This window comes from Desulfurococcus sp. (assembly GCF_049970475.1).
Taxonomy (GTDB): Archaea; Thermoproteota; Thermoprotei_A; order Sulfolobales; family Desulfurococcaceae; genus Desulfurococcus; species Desulfurococcus amylolyticus.
The window spans coordinates 1-15,509 of the sequence record NZ_JBMFMW010000022.1 but is presented as its reverse complement, the minus strand read 5'-3'; the positions used below and the strand labels follow the sequence as shown (position 1 = coordinate 15,509).

Genomic DNA, 15,509 nt, shown 5'->3' with positions numbered 1-15,509 from the left:
CACGATATCTACTGGTTACAACTAGTGTTACATCGCTCTTTGATTCGGCATGGTATTTAAGTAGGTCGTGAATGTCCAGTGGAGCCAGTATATCCCCATACCATATAAGCGTCCTCCCATTCACCAAGCCCTCTCTATGAGCCTTCAGTATTGAGCCCCCTGTATTTGTGTAGCCGTTTGCCTCGTCGATGGAGTACCTTATCCTGACTCTGAAGCGGGAGCCGTCTTCGAAATAGTTATAGATATATCTCCACTTATAGTTAACTAAGAACACTATATCCTCTACGCCGTGTTTCCTAAGCCATTTCACGATCAACTCTAGTACCGGTTTCTCATTGCTCCCAACAGGTATCATTGGCTTGGGAATCATATCGGTATAGGGGCGGAACCTCTCACCCTGACCCCCTGCCAGTATAAGTGAGGTAATAGTTGCAGACAAAGGGATCCGCCACTAATTAACTATTATTCGGTTATCTCCAGGTTAGCTAATAAGTCTTCTGGCCAGCTGGTTGAAATAGCGTTTGAATATCGTGTAAGCCATAATACCCCTCGCATACACCTCGATAAACATCGCTATCCAAGGACCTAGCACCCCTAGAGACTTCACCAGGATTAGTGAGGGGATGACCCTGAATAATAGTAGGGAAACAGTATTAGTGATAAATGGCAACCTGGTGTTGCCGGCTCCCCTTATAGCACCACTGGAAACCATCGCTAATCCCAGGCCAAACTCACTGAACCCTGCTAGAATAAGGTAGAGTGATGCCAACTCACGGATCTCGCTTGTCGGCACGAAGGGGGTTGTGATATAATAGCTGGATAAGGCGACTACGACGCCCAGCAACCCCATTAGTGAAGCCCCCATATATATCACCTTCTCCCCTATCCTCTTAGCACGTTCGAAATCCCCCTCGCCCACATGTCTTCCAACAATTGTTGAGGCCGTCATAGCGAATGCGAAGCCCGGCATGTATATTATGCTCTCGATTCTAAGCCCAATATTATGGGCCGCCATAACCGTATTGCCTAACCTTGATATTATTCCAGCATAGATATTGTTTCCCAGTGAGATAACGCTCCTCTCTATGAAGGCTGGTAACCCGAGGTCTATTATTTTCCTCGGTAGAATAAATAAGCCCGGCCTCATGGGTAGCAACTGGAGTTTCCCTAGGTAATATAGCTGGATCGGTATAGTCAAGAATGAAGCGATGACCGACGCCCATGCTGCACCAGCAACTCCGAGCCTTGGGAAGCCTGCCAACCCATAGATCATTATGGGGTCTAGAATAATGTTAGAGACTAATCCAATGATATTTGATATTAATGATATATCTGACCTCCCGCTGGCTATGAAAACAATATCGAATGACGCTGAAACAAAGAATATTACAAACAAGGCAACCCTTATCCTGAGATAATCCAGTGTATATTGGAACGCGAGGCCAGCTACCCCTGACTGTATGGCGACGAATACCGGCGCCACTATATAGAATATAATGGATAGAAAAATCACGCAAATGCTTCCCTCAACCAGGATCTCACCGGTTATAAGCCTGGTTTTATCCCTATAACCTGCTCCAATACTCTGCGAGACCAGTATGAGTAAGGGTGTTTGAAACAATGTGAAGAAGACCTGTAATAGCATTAGTAAGTAGCCTGCGATACCCACTGCGGCTAATGCTTCACTACCAAGATCTTTAACGAAGAAGGTGTCAGCCAATGAGTAGAGACTATTCACCAGCTCCACGAATACCAGTGGTAACGAGATTCTTAGAGAGGACTTTATCTCTGGATCATTTAGGAGTGTTGAGAAATAATTCTTCATTACCCTGCACCCCGGAGTATTCTCATAATATATTCTGCAATGTATTCGCCGCCATTACGGTATTTCGGCAGCTTTAATAACGGTGCTTCCCTGATGGCTTCCTCTAGGCTCACGGGTTCAATGCTATCCAGGTATATAACGCCTAGTTTCCTAGCTAGGGTGATGGAGTCCCCCCTGGGTGCGGCGAGCTTGTGTCTAGGGGAATAAACCATTATAACGGGTTTACTATATGAGAGCCTGGCTGTTAAGGCTGTTGTGCCTGGATAATGAGTGATCACTAGGCTTGCCCCAGCTATCCACTTATGTATATCGCTAGTATACTGGAATACTATCCACTCTGGATGCCTCCTCTTATACGGCTCCGGATCCACATCACCTGTTTGCAGGACTATTTTCCTACCTGGTTCCAGCCTATCCAACATGTCGAAGAGTGCTTTATGCCCGAAGGTCCCTGTGGTGACTAATATGTAGCCTTCATCCCTTGATTCATATATTGCAGGCTCGTATACTGGCCCAGCTACTATACCCCTCCTATACAGCTGTAGTTGTTCATCCCAGTGGAGGAATACCTCTGCACCCAGCCTATAGAGAATGCTTGTAGCCCTGGACCTCCTAGTGAACCTTGCTACATCCTCAATCGTTAAGATCCTTGAATCCTTCAACCAGCAGACTAGTGATGGAGGTATAGAAAAATTCGAGCCTGATGCAAACACCACTGGATATTTATTATTCCTACATAATTTTACTGACTCACCGAAAGCCTGAAACCACCTCGCTATCCCCTTGTAAAGAGGCTCGGCTGGTCTCCTTGGTAATGTGACCTCGTATACCTCACCAAGCCCCCCTAACTTCTCTTTAACCCAGTCATAACCCTTGGGCACAAGGATATCCAGCTCCACGCCTTTCTTAACCAGGTAATACCCAATAGTATAGGCGAAGCCGCTGTGTCCGCCGTAGCCAGCTATTAACAATACCCTGGACACTGGCATCCCCTTATAGCTGTAGCTCTAGTAGTGTTGGAGCAGGATAAATATATAATTGAAACCATTAATTAAATTGATTGGATTTTAGGGTAGATGCCGGGCAGGCACCATAATTGTTTTTACTTTAGCTCAAAGTTTTTGAAGAGGTGATTATATATGGGCGTAATGTTTAATACTAATGTAGAGCTAAGATTAAGGAGTGCACGTGAAGGCTTTATTAAGTCTGCCGTACTCTCATTCATAGGGCTCATTATCGAGTTAATAATAGTTGTAATAGCTCCCAGCATAATTCTCTTAACAGATCTACTCCATTGGAGCGTTGACACAGTTCTCGAGGTAATATTTCTATTGGTTATATACTTAACGAGTAGAATTGGGAGGAAATTCCCCTGGTCCATTGTAATAATCGAGAGCATCTCTGTTACGCTGGCTCTACTGGTTATCCTGGGGCTTTACGGTTATTTCTTCCTGGATTACATTTCCTCTATAGTGGGGACAGGGGAAGTATCCACAAGCAGCCTAACACCGTTGATAGCCACGGTGGGCGGAGGGGTGATCACACTCCTGATGCATGTTATACAAAAGAGAAATTATCAACAGTATAAAATAGAATTATTGAAACTGGATGCCCAGCACGCCCTAATAGACTTCATAGCCTCTATACTGGCATCGCTCGGTATAGTTTTAACGTATTTAAGTAAAAACTACTCGGTCGAACTCTTATTCACATTCATGTCAATGATATTCGTTGCACACAGTCTCTTCGAGGTCTTCAAAGACGTTGTGAAGACGTTGAGCGGGGCCAACATAGACTATGAATTAAGGGCAAGGGTAAAAGAGCTACTGATAGACGAGTATAAAAACAAAAACCTAGAGATAGATGATGTCGACGCTAGGAAAATAGGCTCCTTCTACGTTGTCTCAGTGAAAATACTCGTGGATCCAGATACAACGATAAATGAAATCCATGAATTAAGGAGGAGGATCACGAGATCCATCAGGAACTCCTCTGAACTAATATACCATGTTGATGTAAGATTCTATCCAAGGCATAAGGCTAAAGCAAGGCTTAAAGGGAAACGGAGGAAAAAGCTTGGTCCATAGTGTTCGTGAGGCATAATGCGGTGTCTCCACTGCTTTAATAACCGTTTTCCTATTTATCCAGAGGAATATCGAGGCATTTATTATCCTCGGACTCCTCCATTAATTGGGTTTTCGCAAATCCCTGTTTTAAATCGCTGAGGCAGCGTTTAACTAGCCTTATGTATTTCCGCGTTGGGTGAAGCGCGATATTGAGATACGCCCTGACTATAGCTGCAACTGTTGCCTCCTGTAGTATTATTATTTGATCATTTAGTTTGAGTATTAATCTAACATGTCGATGCCCCTCAGGTATGCATGCAACTATTTCCTCTACGTCTTCATTCCTATATATCTTGATCCCGTGGCCCATTTAGATCCACTACTATAAGCTTATCGCTTAATCCAGGTATATTTTTCAGGAAAGAGTATTCTGGTGTGGCTACTAGGTATGTGTATATATGCGTGGAGTATAATCTATTAAAGGCGGAGAGATATAGTTCTAGGTGTGGCTTACTGCAGTTATGAACGAGGCTGGATAATCTAGCAGTCCCTATGTTCTTATGTATAAGCAGCCTGAATGCTTCGTCCAGTATCCCAGCATGGTTGACCTGGATTTCAGTGTTCTTTATGGCTTCTTCAGCTAGCCTGATGGCATTTAATAACTTGGCTTCACTACCAGCTAATCTTATACCTTTCAGGATTAATCTCTCGATTTCACCTCGAAGCCTCTGATATTCAATGTATTCTTCATCACTTACATTCATGTTGCGAAGCTCCTTCAGTCTCTTACTGAATCTTAGGAGCTTCGAGATCGTGACGCTTAGCTCTAGCACTAGTTCTCCAGCACCCATGATCCTCGATAAAGCAGTGTAAACGGTGATCACGTGTTGATCCTCTGTGCCACAATCATTTATTATTAACAATATGCTAAAGCACCTTGTGCTCGAGGCGAAGCTAGCCAGGTACTTGTATAGCTTCAGCAACCTGTTAACGGATTCCTCAAACACTAGTAATGGCGGAACCAGCTGTATAGTATGCGTCAGGATCGATAACTCCCTCCCATACTTGTTAACCAGTATAGGATCTGTGAAAACTATCTTGATGTAGGGCTCGCATGCCTCAATCCTGAAAGAATCACGCCCCCACGTCCCAATCAGGTCTTTAATCAACTCATTGATCTTCATTTTATATAGCCCATAACTAGAATCCAGGTATTCCAGTCTCCTTACTAATAGTACTTAGCTCTAGGTGCTTAATAAATAGATCTCTATCCCAGCATAGAATGCTTCCCCTGCAGAGAGTCTTTAATGCTCCTGCAGCCACTCCATGTCTAAGAGCTGTCATCACGTTCCTCGTATCAATATACGACGCGTTAAAGAATGCATTAAATGCATCGCCAGCCCCTGTTGTATCAACCGGGTTGCCCAGGGGTTTTACATATGCGTGATATATACTGCCATCTCCTAGTACAGCAGCAGCCCCCTTACTGCCTAGTTTAATCACTAAGACCTCCACCCCTAGTTTAAATAGTTCACCTGGCTTTATTTTACTAGTTAACTCGTTGAATTCACTACTATTCAGGAAGAGTGTGTCCACGTGCTTCAACACTGCTTCCAATGTTCCTCGCCGGGTATTCACGTAGATCCCTGGATCATAGCTCACCACTGCCCCATGAACCCTTTCTACGATTCCGGCTGCTCTCTCAGGGTGTAAAGTAGCCATGTGAACTACACTGGCCGAATCAAGTATTTCCTGACTTATCTTATCCGGTGATAGATATGCGTTAGCGCCGAGGCTCCTAATCATAGATCTCGAGCCATCCGGGTAAATCACCGATATGACAATCCCTGGTGATGCATTGAGGTACGTTATATGTGATATGTCAACGCCTAGTCTCCTTATTGATTCCAGGTGGGATTTCACCAGTAGGTGATCCGCAACCGATGCTACAAGCACAGCCCTGTGTCCATAGTGCGATACAGCCACGGCATAATTCGAGGCTGCCCCGCCAGGCCTTATATCGATGTCCCTCGCGTTCACGCTTTCATCTATTCCTGGCGCTTTATCAATGTATACGGCTATGTCTATGTTAAAATTACCTATGCTTACATGTATCGGTGTGCCCATATATAGTCACGACTCTCCTAGTGTTTAGATGCGGCTTGCTTAATAATTGACGCACTTATATACTTCTTACCCCTCCGCTTAACCTCTTCATCCCATTCACTCAGTATTTTCACTGCTTCATTAGCTACTTTTATAGCGTCCTCTACCCCAGCGTTCACCACGAATTCCTCGGTCTCCCTATTAGCTATGGCTGCACACACGGCTCCGGCTCTGAGCCCATATATATTTGCAAGCGTGAAGATTAAGGCTGCCTCCATCTCGAAGTTTAACACGTTAACGCTCCTGAGATACTGTACGAGGCCTCTTTGAAACGGGGGTAGATAGTCTTTGAAGCCTGGTCTCTCCTGCCCTACGTAGAAGCTATCGCTGCTAGCCGTTAACCCCACGTGATATCTTACTCCAAGAATTTCGGCAGCCTCTATCAGTGCTAAGACTACATCATAGCTTGCTACAGCGGGGTATTCAGGCATAACATAGTGTTTACTGGTCCCCTCTAACCTGACCGCTCCAGTGGATATTATTATATCTCCCACACTTATACCCCTTGTGAGAGCCCCGGTTGTCCCGACCCGTATAAATGTATCCCCACCCACTCTTGCAAGCTCCTCTATAGCTATCGCTGTAGCCGGTGCCCCTATGCCGGTACTTGCAGCTGAGATAAATACTCCCTTATAATAGCCGCTATACGTCACGTATTCTCTATGCTTTGCAACACTCCATGCCTTATCCCAGAAGCTAGCTATCCATGGCACTCTATCGGGGTCCCCAGGTAAGAGAATGTAACGGCTTACATCCCCCGGCTTCACTTGTAAATGGTATTGTCTACCCTCCTCGCTTTCGGGGCGACTCGCGCTCTTGAGCCTCTCACTCATTTCATTGCCCCCTTGTATTTTACTTTATATCTTCTTCGAATATTTCAGTATTTAAAGTAATGGTATCTATGATCCCGTAGGTATGTCTCCCAGTTATGTAACCACATGCCTCACCCGGGTTTAATACTAGTTTACCATTTATGTGTTCACTCCTAGCTATATGGGTGTGCCCGTAGAGCAGTATATCGGTGTCGATGGATTTAGCGAGGGCGTCCACTATTTTCTCCGTTGTAGATGCGTCTCCGTATCCATGCATTATGAATATTCTCCTACCCCCTATCTCCAGTATGGTTGGCTCGCTATAGAACATCCATCCATAGCCCGAGGACAGCTTATTCAATAAGTATATGTCACCATCGTTATTCCCCTTAACAATAATAAGTTTAACACCACCGATCTCCTCCCTTATAGCTTTAAGGGTGAACGGACTTACAATGTCTCCGAGGTGGATTATGAGCTCTACATTATGGTCAGATAACCTTCTAAGAATTCTCCTGGTTGCATGAATATTGTCATGTGTATCGCTTAATACACCAATGATCATCGAGGACACCACGGTTTAAAAGCGCTGTGAAAAACTATTCGTGGTTCCACAAGTGAAACTACTCGACACTAATCTTGAATCCCTCTTTCCCTTTACCAGCTTTCTTGAGTTTTACTTCTAAAACACCATTCTTATACGAGGCTTTAGCTGAGGATGGATCTACTTTACTCGGTAGTTCGACCTCCTTATAATACCTCCTGTTCGTATCACTGGCGTTGATGATAAGTGTTCTACCGTCATCGGATACCTTTACATCGATCTTATCTTTCTCTACACCGGGGATCTCAGCTATAACCGTGACTTCATCGCCTGATTCAAATACATCTATTAATGGCTCCCTTTCCTCTGTGATCACAGGCTTACCGCGCTCCCTCCTCATATTGCCGAATTCCCTGACCACCGGTTTTCCATCAGGGCCTATTGTTATACTGAAGCCGTATACATACGGCCTTATACCTTGTCTTTCAAGCTGGCGCTCTATCTCCCTGAATTCTTCAGGGGTGAGTCCTCTACTGAATCTACGCATTAAATCCAATACCATTCTCTCCATGTCTTCAAACATCTTGTCTATTTCGTCGAAGAGGTCCTCGCTCCAGAAGGGCCTCCTCCTTCTACGATACCACCAGTCATCCTCCACAGGGTATCACCACTACTAAAATATAGTGTATTCGGCCTATATTAAGTTTAATAATATTTTAAACACGCTAGTGGATAATATTATTTCCTAGGTGATCACTGTGAAAATATACCATCACACTGTGAGGTTCTCGACCAACGCTCAGTTCCAATTAATAGATGTAACAAGGACGGTCGAGGAGGCTGTGACTAAATCGGGCGTCTTAAACGGTATCGTCCTTATTCATGCTCCCCATGCAACAGCAGCCATAATACTTAATGAACACGAGGAGGGGTTAATCAATGATATACTTGATAAGCTAAGGGATCTCACGGAGCCGGGAAGCAGAAGGTGGAGGCATAACATGATAGATGATAATGCTCATGCACACATTGGCTCAGCAATTATAGGGGCTGAGAGGATCATCCCGGTTATAAATGGGAGGATAGCTAGAGGAACTTGGCAGAATATATTTTTCGTTGAAATGGATGGCCCACGTTCAAATAGGGAGGTTGTGATAACAGTTATTGGTGAGTGATATGAGGTTCTATATAGCCTGCGAGAACGAGATACTGGATGGATCCGCAACAGACGTGTACTTCACGAGGACCTATAAGATACTTAAAGCCAAGGGTGTCAGGAAGAAGGTTAGGATGGAATTCCATGTAATGAGGCTGCCCAAGGGCTATGAATGGGCTGTATATGCTGGACTCGAGGAGGTACTTTACTTACTGAAGGATAAGCCGGTGACAGTATACTCTATGCCTGAGGGAACACTGTTTAAGGCTGGCGAGCCGTTACTTATCATAGAAGGCTACTATGATGACTTCGCATTATATGAGACAGCCGTGCTTGGCATACTTAGACACTACTCGAGTATAGCTAGTAAGGCGGCACGTATTAAGAGGCTTGCAATGGATAAAACAATACTCTTCTTCGGGCTTAGAGCCGTCCACCCTGTAATAGCTCCTATGGTTGATCGAGCAGCATACATCGGTGGGGCTGATGCCGTCTCAGGGGTTCTAAGCGAGAAATATTTGGGGATTAAGCCATCGGGGACGATGCCTCATGCATTAATACTGGTCCTTGGCGATCAGAGAGAGGCGTGGAAAGCATTTGATGATGTGGTAGAGCCTAGTGTACCCAGGATTATGCTTGTAGATACGTTATTCGATGAACGCGAGGAAGCATTGATGGCTGCCAAATTATTGGGTGATAGGCTATATGGCGTTAGATTGGATACGCCTAGCAGTAGACGCGGCGACATGAGGCAAATAGTGGAAGAGGTTAGATGGACCCTCGATGTAAACGGGTTTAAACACGTTAAAATAGTTGTAAGCGGAGGGCTGGATGAAAAGGAAATCATGAGGCTCAGAGACATCGTAGACGCCTTCGGTGTTGGGACAAGTATATCGATGCCCCCCAGCGTCGACATCAGTGCTGATATTGTTGAGGTATACGATAACGATGCATGGAGACCCTTCACAAAGAGGGGTAAGCTACCTGGAGCCAAACAGGTATTCAGGAAGAGGCCGGGGTTAAATGACATTGTTACACTAATGGAGAACCATGGCGAAATACCCAGTGGATATACCCCGCTTCTAGTTAAATACATTGATAATGGTGAACTGGTAAGGAAGCCACCTACTATAGAAGACATTAGGAGATACGTTATCGAGCAGCTTAGAGAGGTACCAGAGCCCTCTCTCGAATAGCCTTACTGCCTAAGCCTCCTAATCAACCTGCTTAACTCGGAGAGATTATTAATAGCTATGTATTTTTCAACCGGATCAATCCATGGCGTATCATAGAGGGATTTAAAGACTTGTCTAACCAGTACTACGTGTTCTCTGAGGTCTTTCAAACCTTGCTCTATCACGGCTAGGTTTACTGGTTTATCGTCGACATATATTACCAGGTCATGAGTCTCAAGGATTTCCATGAGTGCTTTAAGCCTTGACTCGGTGTTCTCCTCGACTACGTATATGTATTTGAAATAATCTGTAAACCCATCTATATAGATTCTATGTGTTTTCAACCCATAGATGTCATCCCTGTGCCCCACGTGGTACAGATCCACCTGGTTTTTCAGAGTGTTTAATACCGGCTTCACGCCTGGAAGGCTTCTCGAATACTCTATCCTTTTCTCCCAATACCTGGTGATTAATTCATCGAATAAACTACTCGAGAAGCCCGGAATGTATCTAGGCCATAAATCCTCCCTTAATACGCTAAGGCTCTCCGTTAAATACTCAAGGTATAGTAGTTGCCTCGCGTAATCTATAGTCATCCCTGTTAAAGCTGGGAAGTCTTCAAGATAGAATAATGGTATCCCCCTATAGCTATCGACGAGTACTCCATCATAATCTAATGCAACAGCTATCTTAGCCATGTAAAGCACCCAACTTATATCAGTGTAACTCTAATTAAAATCATGGGGATAACGGTAGATGAGAGGCTTTAACCACTGTATACTGGATCACTACTACTTGAGGCTAGTAAACAATTGCTTATTCGTCGTGGTAGGGAACAAGCACTTAGACTACGGCTTCGTAGGGTATGTTAAATACTGTCCATCACTAGCTGGCTCATCAATATGGGTGTTTAAAGGTGTTCCCCTGGAGAGGCTTGTCAAATGGTATGATGTCAGAGAGGTTCACGGCTTTACACCGTGGAAAATCTATGTGCCCCACTATGATGCAGTACTACCATATGTTCCAAGGGGTTTCATAGTTGATCTCTATGACCCGGTGAACCGCTTACTCGAGATAATTAGTTCCCCTAGAGACAGCTTGGAAGAACACGTTGTTGGCTTCACAGAGCAACTCGGTAGCCTAGTGAACGGGTTAACGGGGCTCGGCGTCTCAGGCTCTATTCTTCCCGGTATACATAACACACTTTACAGTGATGTTGATATAGTGGTTTACGGGTGGAGGAGGGCGGTGGATATAGTGGAATCGATTAGGGAGAACAAAGATATATTTAAGCCGTTCACCGGGGGAAAGCTATTGGAATGGGCTCACAGGATTGCTGGTAAGACAGGTTTAACGCTTAAGCAGGTTTTATCCCTATATAGAAACTGGAGACGAGGCTTATTTAATGGCAGGGAGTACTCTATCCTGTACAATAATGATATAAGCGGTTTTCTCACTAGTGAAGCAGAGTTTAAAACTATTGGAAGCGTACTAGCAAGGGTGGAGATTAAGGGGGGTATAGAGGCGTTAAACTATCCCTCGGTAAGCGGTGTCGAGAATTATACTATTTTCGAGGGCGCTAAGCCATTGATGGATGTTACATATATTGAGAGCTTTGAGTCACTGTATATCCCCATACTTTATGAGGGTGGCAAAGCCGTAGTAAAGGGGCTTCTCCAATGTAGCAATACTACTTGTAGAATACTAGTTGGGGGAGTAGAGGAGAAAGGATTCATCATGCCTGGTGATACTGCTTGAACAATATACTTAGAGTGCTCGCACTCTATGAGCTAAATGCTTCAAGGACTTTATCCAGGCTTACATGTCTAGCGGCGAGAATCCTTGGCGTTGACGCAGTTATTCTTCTAGGTGACACGATATCCCCGTTAATTATTAAATGGCTCTATGAGAAATGCGGCCTCAGAGTACTCGGGGTTACGGGTAGGCTTGACGATGAATCAGTACCCCAGTATCTGAAGAGCATTGGAGGCTTACTAGATGGCAGGGTAGTCGAGTTAAAGAACTATAAAATAACGGGGCTCGGGGCCTCACCAATAACCCAAGTATATGGAAAAATAGATGTTCTCGCCACGTTTAAACCCGGCTTCATGATGGACTGCTGTAACATCTATAGTGATGTAGCTGGGAGAATAATAGAGGCCATGAATCCATCGCTAACCTTAGCCGGGGGATGCAGAGACCCATGTATGGCTGGCAGAGTGATCGCGCCGGGCAGTATTCAGAAGGACTACCTAGCATATGTGGAATTCAGAGATGGTGACTATGCTGCGGAAATAATTAGCTTCAGAAATCTTCTACGTGATCTACACCTAGAAGCTCCATCTTTCTAAAATAGGGTGCCGGCGGTTTTACGTCTTGAAGAATATCTTTAAGCAATAGGGTAGAAGACGAATAGCTCCAACTCTAACCATGTAGAACAGAGAGATATTATATATTTAAATACATATGTTATTTAGCATTGATTGGTGTGGAAACATGGTTAAGGAATTATTCAGGCCCAGAAGCATAGCCGTGATAGGTGCTAGCCGTACCCCAGGAAAAATAGGATACATAGTGCTTAGAAACATCAAGGGATATGGATTCCAGGGTAAAGTATACCCTATAAATCCTCACGCAGATGAAATACTGGGGTATAAGGCGTATCCATCGATACTAGATGTGCCAGATGAAGTCGACGTAGCCATAGTAACTGTGCCAGCCGATAATGTACCAGAAGTAATCGAGGAGTCAGGTAGGAAAGGCGTTAAAGTAGCGGTTGTAATTACATCTGGATTCTCCGAAGTAGGTAACGTAGAGTTAGAGAACAAAATTGTTGAGACGGCTAGGAAATATGGAATGAGGATTCTTGGCCCCAATATCTTCGGATATGTGTATACGCCTTCAAATATAAACGCTACCTTCGGCCCCCTGGAGGTTGCAAGAGGCAGTATAGCACTCATCTCGCAGAGCGGGGCACTAGGTATAGCGTTAATGGGCTGGACAATAATGAATGAAATAGGCTTGTCGGCGCTGCTAAGCGTAGGAAACATGGCAGACCTGGATGTAGCTGAGCTCTCAGAATACCTTGCAGATGATCCCGACACAAGGGTTATAACAATATATCTCGAGGGAATAAAGCCTGGTAGAGGAGGGGAATTCATTAAAAAGATGAGGGAGGTCACGTTAAAGAAGCCCGTTGTAGTAATAAAGGCAGGTAGAAGCAGACGCGGTGCAGCTGCAGCTGCAAGCCATACTGGTAGCTTGGCGGGCAGCGATAATCTCTATGAGGCAGCATTTAAGCAGGCAGGCATTATTAGGGCATATACTGTGGAGGAGATGTTCGACATAGCCAGAGTCTTCGCGGCACAACCATTGCCCAGGGGCGAGAACACCATAATAATAACCAATGGCGGCGGTGTAGGAGTCCTCGCCACCGATGCCGCGGAATTTAATGATGTGAAATTACTTGAACCAAGCCAGGAGCTCAAGGAGAGACTTAAGACCACTATGCCGTGGTTCGGTAGCGCTAAGAACCCGGTTGACTTAACTGGGCAGGCCGTTGTAGATAACTATGTTAAAGCATTAAAGATAGCTGCTGAATCAAGCGAGGTCGACAACATAGTCATACTATATTGTAGAACAGCTGTACTGGATCCGCGCGAACTAGCTAAGGCCATAGTAGAGCTCTATGAATCAGAGCATATAAGTAAGACAACGGTAGCCGGCTTCGTAGGCGGCGAGGACACATATGAGGCAATAAAGTACCTGAACAGACATGATATACCCGCTTATCCATCGCCTGAGAGAGCGGTTTACGCGCTTTCAAAAATGATATGGTATAGAAGATACCTGGAGGCTAGAAAAGCCTCGCCCCAGGCTTAACTGTTTTTTCAACAGTAGCTATAACAGGTGGATCAGTATCCGTTGCTAGAAGCATTCCCTGACTCTCAAAACCCATCATTTTCTTAGGTTTCAAATTAGCCACTATGATAACATATTTGCCCTGGAAAAACTCTGGCTGATACCACTTACCGAGTCCAGCTATAATCTGCCTCTCGCCAAGTTCCCCCAGGTCTACTATGAGCCTGATCAACTTCTCGCTACCAGGGACTTTCTCGGCTGATTTAACCAGTCCAACCCTTAAATCAATCTTCTGGAACTCATCTATTCCAATTAATTCCATGGGAGCCACCTGGATTAGTTATTAATTATAGTTATCCCTTAAATTACTTGATAACTCTTCAAAGACCTCGATAGGGCTTTTCTCATGAACCCTTATACCGTGTTTCTCGATGTATTCAACTATTTCCTTATCAGGTCTCCATGGTAGAGCCTTCTTTAACTCCACGTATAGCTTTGCAAGCCGTTTCTTACCTTCATACAGTATATTGTTAACCAGCTCCACTAGTCCCGGCGCCTCTTCCGGTTTAACAATATCCTTGCTTCTAGTTCTTAAAGGCGTTGCCATGTAGACTCCAGTTGTCAATTCAAGGACTACCCCTTTATCACTGCTAAGGCTTATTATACCGCTGTGTTTATAGCCGCTTAGCCTAGCTATCCTGAGTATTTTTATAGCTGTGGCTAAATCCATTGTTGACAAGTGGATTATGGGCCCTGTAACGTTAAGCCATATCTTCCTGTAGACAGGTATCTTATATAGCTCCAGTATCTCCTCTGGTTTAACCGGCGTATGCTTCTTGAAGATTATAGTGGAGTCACTTTCACGGCTCCATGGTGACCTGGAATCGCTTGCAACGATCCTACCGCTACAACTACTCATAGTATGTATCCCCTGCTCAATATTTAAGACTATTAATAATGGCAGGAGATCTTTATCCAGGTAGCCTATCTCTAAGTCCTCCCACATTCTATGCCAAAAGGACATCTTCCGCTTAAGCCATGTATTCTTATCTACTTTCATATAATCATCTCTCGTTGTAGGGTATCATCTATAATTGTCTTTTCTTGGGGGGATTTTATAGTATTTATGGGTATAGTAGGTTAGAGAAATTGAAAATTATTACTGTTTCCACTTCCCTTCATCAAAGTCTTTTGTAACGTACTTTGAAACTATGAGGGCTCCTATAGGGTCTCCTATTACATTAAGCATGGTCTCAAATGGATCTACCGCTGGGTGAACACCAACCATCCATCCAGCTGCCTCTACTGGGATACCTAGCGTTGTGGCAGTAGCTATGGCAATTATGGCTGCTCCACCGGGCACTCCAGCAGCCGCGGTTGCACCCAGGAATCCAAGGACCACTGAGGTGATTACTTCACCGAATCCTATAGGTATTCCAAGTGCCTGGAAAGCGAACAAGGTGAATAATGCGATAGTCGCACAGGCTCCCTGCATGTTGATCGTTGCTGCCACAGGTAGTATAACTGTTGCAACATCCCTCGATATCCCAGTATTTATCGCGCAACTTATAGTGACTGGTAATGTGGCGTTACTGCTTGCAGTGGAGAAGGCTGTCAACATTGCAGGGTAGAACTTCTTCCAGAATCTAAGCGGGTTCACACTTGCAACTAATCCAAGTACTAGTGGTTGGATTACCAGTAGAATTATGAGGCCGCTTATATAGAATGACAATATTAACTTAGCGAACGCGGAAACAGCTAGGACTCCTACTACCGCGGCAACATTCGCCATTAACACGAAGACACCTATGGGACCATACCATAGCACGAAGTCTAGTAACTTGTATATGCACGCTAGAGAAACCGGGCAGGCATTTGAGCAAGAAGTGGTGACACATTGAAAG

General features: G+C 44.6%; 19 protein-coding genes. 6 read left to right on the top strand and 13 right to left on the bottom strand.

Annotated features, from left to right (window positions below):
* The 3 genes from ACP5N5_RS02585 to ACP5N5_RS02575 form a co-directional block, all read right to left on the bottom strand.
* A partial coding sequence (locus ACP5N5_RS02585) for a nucleotidyltransferase family protein (protein ID WP_428132467.1) occupies positions 1-439 on the bottom strand: 439 nt, incomplete at its 3' end.
* Between the two features lie 42 nt (positions 440-481).
* Entirely contained in the window at positions 482-1,825 is a 1,344-nt protein-coding gene (locus ACP5N5_RS02580; protein ID WP_428132460.1) for an MATE family efflux transporter, read from the bottom strand.
* On the bottom strand, positions 1,825-2,814 hold the full coding sequence (locus tag ACP5N5_RS02575; RefSeq protein WP_428132455.1) for a UDP-N-acetylglucosamine--N-acetylmuramyl-(pentapeptide) pyrophosphoryl-undecaprenol N-acetylglucosamine transferase: 990 nt from the start codon (positions 2,812-2,814) through the stop codon (positions 1,825-1,827). Before ACP5N5_RS02575 ends, ACP5N5_RS02580 begins: the two co-directional genes overlap by 1 nt.
* 150 nt (positions 2,815-2,964) lie before the next feature.
* Here ACP5N5_RS02575 and ACP5N5_RS02570 point away from each other — a divergent pair, with 150 nt between their 5' ends.
* Positions 2,965-3,912: a cation diffusion facilitator family transporter gene (locus ACP5N5_RS02570; RefSeq protein WP_428132452.1), complete on the top strand. Its 948-nt coding sequence runs from the start codon at positions 2,965-2,967 to the stop codon at positions 3,910-3,912.
* 49 nt (positions 3,913-3,961) lie between these two features.
* On the opposite strand, the gene ACP5N5_RS02565 is transcribed toward ACP5N5_RS02570, so the two are convergent.
* The 6 genes from ACP5N5_RS02565 to hsp20 are packed head-to-tail and all read right to left on the bottom strand — an operon-like array spanning position 3,962 to position 8,071.
* Positions 3,962-4,261, bottom strand: a complete 300-nt coding sequence (locus tag ACP5N5_RS02565; RefSeq protein WP_428132446.1) for a hypothetical protein — start codon at positions 4,259-4,261, stop codon at positions 3,962-3,964.
* Positions 4,236-5,075: a hypothetical protein gene (locus ACP5N5_RS02560; protein ID WP_428132443.1), complete on the bottom strand. Its 840-nt coding sequence runs from the start codon at positions 5,073-5,075 to the stop codon at positions 4,236-4,238. Before ACP5N5_RS02560 ends, ACP5N5_RS02565 begins: the two co-directional genes overlap by 26 nt.
* Before the next feature lie 16 nt (positions 5,076-5,091).
* Positions 5,092-6,018, bottom strand: a complete 927-nt coding sequence (locus ACP5N5_RS02555; RefSeq protein ID WP_428132439.1) for a carbohydrate kinase family protein — start codon at positions 6,016-6,018, stop codon at positions 5,092-5,094.
* Positions 6,019-6,035: 17 nt separating this feature from the next.
* The gene (udp, locus tag ACP5N5_RS02550; RefSeq protein ID WP_012608505.1) at positions 6,036-6,890 is read right to left on the bottom strand and encodes a uridine phosphorylase; all 855 of its coding nucleotides are present in this window, start codon (positions 6,888-6,890) and stop codon (positions 6,036-6,038) included.
* 19 nt (positions 6,891-6,909) lie between these two features.
* A complete protein-coding gene (locus tag ACP5N5_RS02545) occupies positions 6,910-7,434 on the bottom strand; it encodes a metallophosphoesterase (RefSeq protein ID WP_276815048.1) in 525 nt (174 codons plus the stop codon).
* 58 nt (positions 7,435-7,492) lie between these two features.
* Positions 7,493-8,071: an archaeal heat shock protein Hsp20 gene (gene hsp20, locus ACP5N5_RS02540; RefSeq protein ID WP_012608507.1), complete on the bottom strand. Its 579-nt coding sequence runs from the start codon at positions 8,069-8,071 to the stop codon at positions 7,493-7,495.
* Positions 8,072-8,171: 100 nt separating this feature from the next.
* Here hsp20 and ACP5N5_RS02535 point away from each other — a divergent pair, with 100 nt between their 5' ends.
* Entirely contained in the window at positions 8,172-8,588 is a 417-nt protein-coding gene (locus tag ACP5N5_RS02535; protein ID WP_428132429.1) for a secondary thiamine-phosphate synthase enzyme YjbQ, read from the top strand.
* A 1-nt stretch (position 8,589) separates the two neighbouring features.
* The gene (locus tag ACP5N5_RS02530) at positions 8,590-9,765 is read left to right on the top strand and encodes a nicotinate phosphoribosyltransferase (protein ID WP_276815045.1); all 1,176 of its coding nucleotides are present in this window, start codon (positions 8,590-8,592) and stop codon (positions 9,763-9,765) included.
* Positions 9,766-9,767: 2 nt separating this feature from the next.
* Here the strand turns inward: ACP5N5_RS02530 and ACP5N5_RS02525 are convergent, their stop codons facing one another.
* Positions 9,768-10,442 carry a phosphatase gene (locus ACP5N5_RS02525; RefSeq protein ID WP_428132422.1) on the bottom strand — a complete coding sequence of 225 codons (675 nt, stop codon included), beginning with the start codon at positions 10,440-10,442 and terminating at the stop codon, positions 9,768-9,770.
* A 58-nt stretch (positions 10,443-10,500) separates the two neighbouring features.
* Here ACP5N5_RS02525 and ACP5N5_RS02520 point away from each other — a divergent pair, with 58 nt between their 5' ends.
* From ACP5N5_RS02520 to acs, 3 genes are all read left to right on the top strand, one after another.
* Positions 10,501-11,502, top strand: coding sequence for a hypothetical protein (locus tag ACP5N5_RS02520; RefSeq protein ID WP_428132415.1), 1,002 nt, complete (start codon positions 10,501-10,503; stop codon positions 11,500-11,502).
* Complete coding sequence (locus tag ACP5N5_RS02515; protein ID WP_428132407.1) at positions 11,499-12,095, top strand: metallophosphoesterase family protein; 597 nt, start codon at positions 11,499-11,501, stop codon at positions 12,093-12,095. Before ACP5N5_RS02520 ends, ACP5N5_RS02515 begins: the two co-directional genes overlap by 4 nt.
* 145 nt (positions 12,096-12,240) lie before the next feature.
* The gene (gene acs, locus ACP5N5_RS02510; RefSeq protein ID WP_428132404.1) at positions 12,241-13,626 is read left to right on the top strand and encodes an acetate--CoA ligase alpha subunit; all 1,386 of its coding nucleotides are present in this window, start codon (positions 12,241-12,243) and stop codon (positions 13,624-13,626) included.
* Here acs and metG read toward each other — a convergent pair.
* The 3 genes from metG to ACP5N5_RS02495 form a co-directional block, all read right to left on the bottom strand.
* Positions 13,601-13,927 carry a methionine--tRNA ligase subunit beta gene (gene metG / locus ACP5N5_RS02505; protein WP_012608514.1) on the bottom strand — a complete coding sequence of 109 codons (327 nt, stop codon included), beginning with the start codon at positions 13,925-13,927 and terminating at the stop codon, positions 13,601-13,603. The two genes, acs and metG, sit on opposite strands and share 26 nt — an antisense overlap.
* A gap of 21 nt (positions 13,928-13,948) precedes the next feature.
* Positions 13,949-14,665, bottom strand: coding sequence for a tRNA(Phe) 7-((3-amino-3-carboxypropyl)-4-demethylwyosine(37)-N(4))-methyltransferase (locus ACP5N5_RS02500; RefSeq protein WP_428132396.1), 717 nt, complete (start codon positions 14,663-14,665; stop codon positions 13,949-13,951).
* Between the two features lie 99 nt (positions 14,666-14,764).
* A partial coding sequence (locus ACP5N5_RS02495; protein WP_428132390.1) for a dicarboxylate/amino acid:cation symporter occupies positions 14,765-15,509 on the bottom strand: 745 nt, incomplete at its 5' end.

Excerpts from the sequence above, each read along its gene's own strand:
- ACP5N5_RS02580 (WP_428132460.1), bottom strand. The coding sequence starts at position 1,825 with ATGAAGAATTATTTCTCAACACTCCTAAATGATCCAGAGATAAAGTCC.
- ACP5N5_RS02575 (WP_428132455.1), bottom strand. The coding sequence starts at position 2,814 with ATGCCAGTGTCCAGGGTATTGTTAATAGCTGGCTACGGCGGACACAGC.
- ACP5N5_RS02570 (WP_428132452.1), top strand. The coding sequence starts at position 2,965 with ATGGGCGTAATGTTTAATACTAATGTAGAGCTAAGATTAAGGAGTGCA.
- ACP5N5_RS02565 (WP_428132446.1), bottom strand. The coding sequence starts at position 4,261 with ATGGGCCACGGGATCAAGATATATAGGAATGAAGACGTAGAGGAAATA.
- ACP5N5_RS02560 (WP_428132443.1), bottom strand. The coding sequence starts at position 5,075 with ATGAAGATCAATGAGTTGATTAAAGACCTGATTGGGACGTGGGGGCGT.
- ACP5N5_RS02555 (WP_428132439.1), bottom strand. The coding sequence starts at position 6,018 with ATGGGCACACCGATACATGTAAGCATAGGTAATTTTAACATAGACATA.
- udp (WP_012608505.1), bottom strand. The coding sequence starts at position 6,890 with ATGAGTGAGAGGCTCAAGAGCGCGAGTCGCCCCGAAAGCGAGGAGGGT.
- ACP5N5_RS02545 (WP_276815048.1), bottom strand. The coding sequence starts at position 7,434 with ATGATCATTGGTGTATTAAGCGATACACATGACAATATTCATGCAACC.
- ACP5N5_RS02530 (WP_276815045.1), top strand. The coding sequence starts at position 8,590 with ATGAGGTTCTATATAGCCTGCGAGAACGAGATACTGGATGGATCCGCA.
- ACP5N5_RS02525 (WP_428132422.1), bottom strand. The coding sequence starts at position 10,442 with ATGGCTAAGATAGCTGTTGCATTAGATTATGATGGAGTACTCGTCGAT.
- ACP5N5_RS02520 (WP_428132415.1), top strand. The coding sequence starts at position 10,501 with ATGAGAGGCTTTAACCACTGTATACTGGATCACTACTACTTGAGGCTA.
- acs (WP_428132404.1), top strand. The coding sequence starts at position 12,241 with ATGGTTAAGGAATTATTCAGGCCCAGAAGCATAGCCGTGATAGGTGCT.
- metG (WP_012608514.1), bottom strand. The coding sequence starts at position 13,927 with ATGGAATTAATTGGAATAGATGAGTTCCAGAAGATTGATTTAAGGGTT.
- ACP5N5_RS02500 (WP_428132396.1), bottom strand. The coding sequence starts at position 14,665 with ATGAAAGTAGATAAGAATACATGGCTTAAGCGGAAGATGTCCTTTTGG.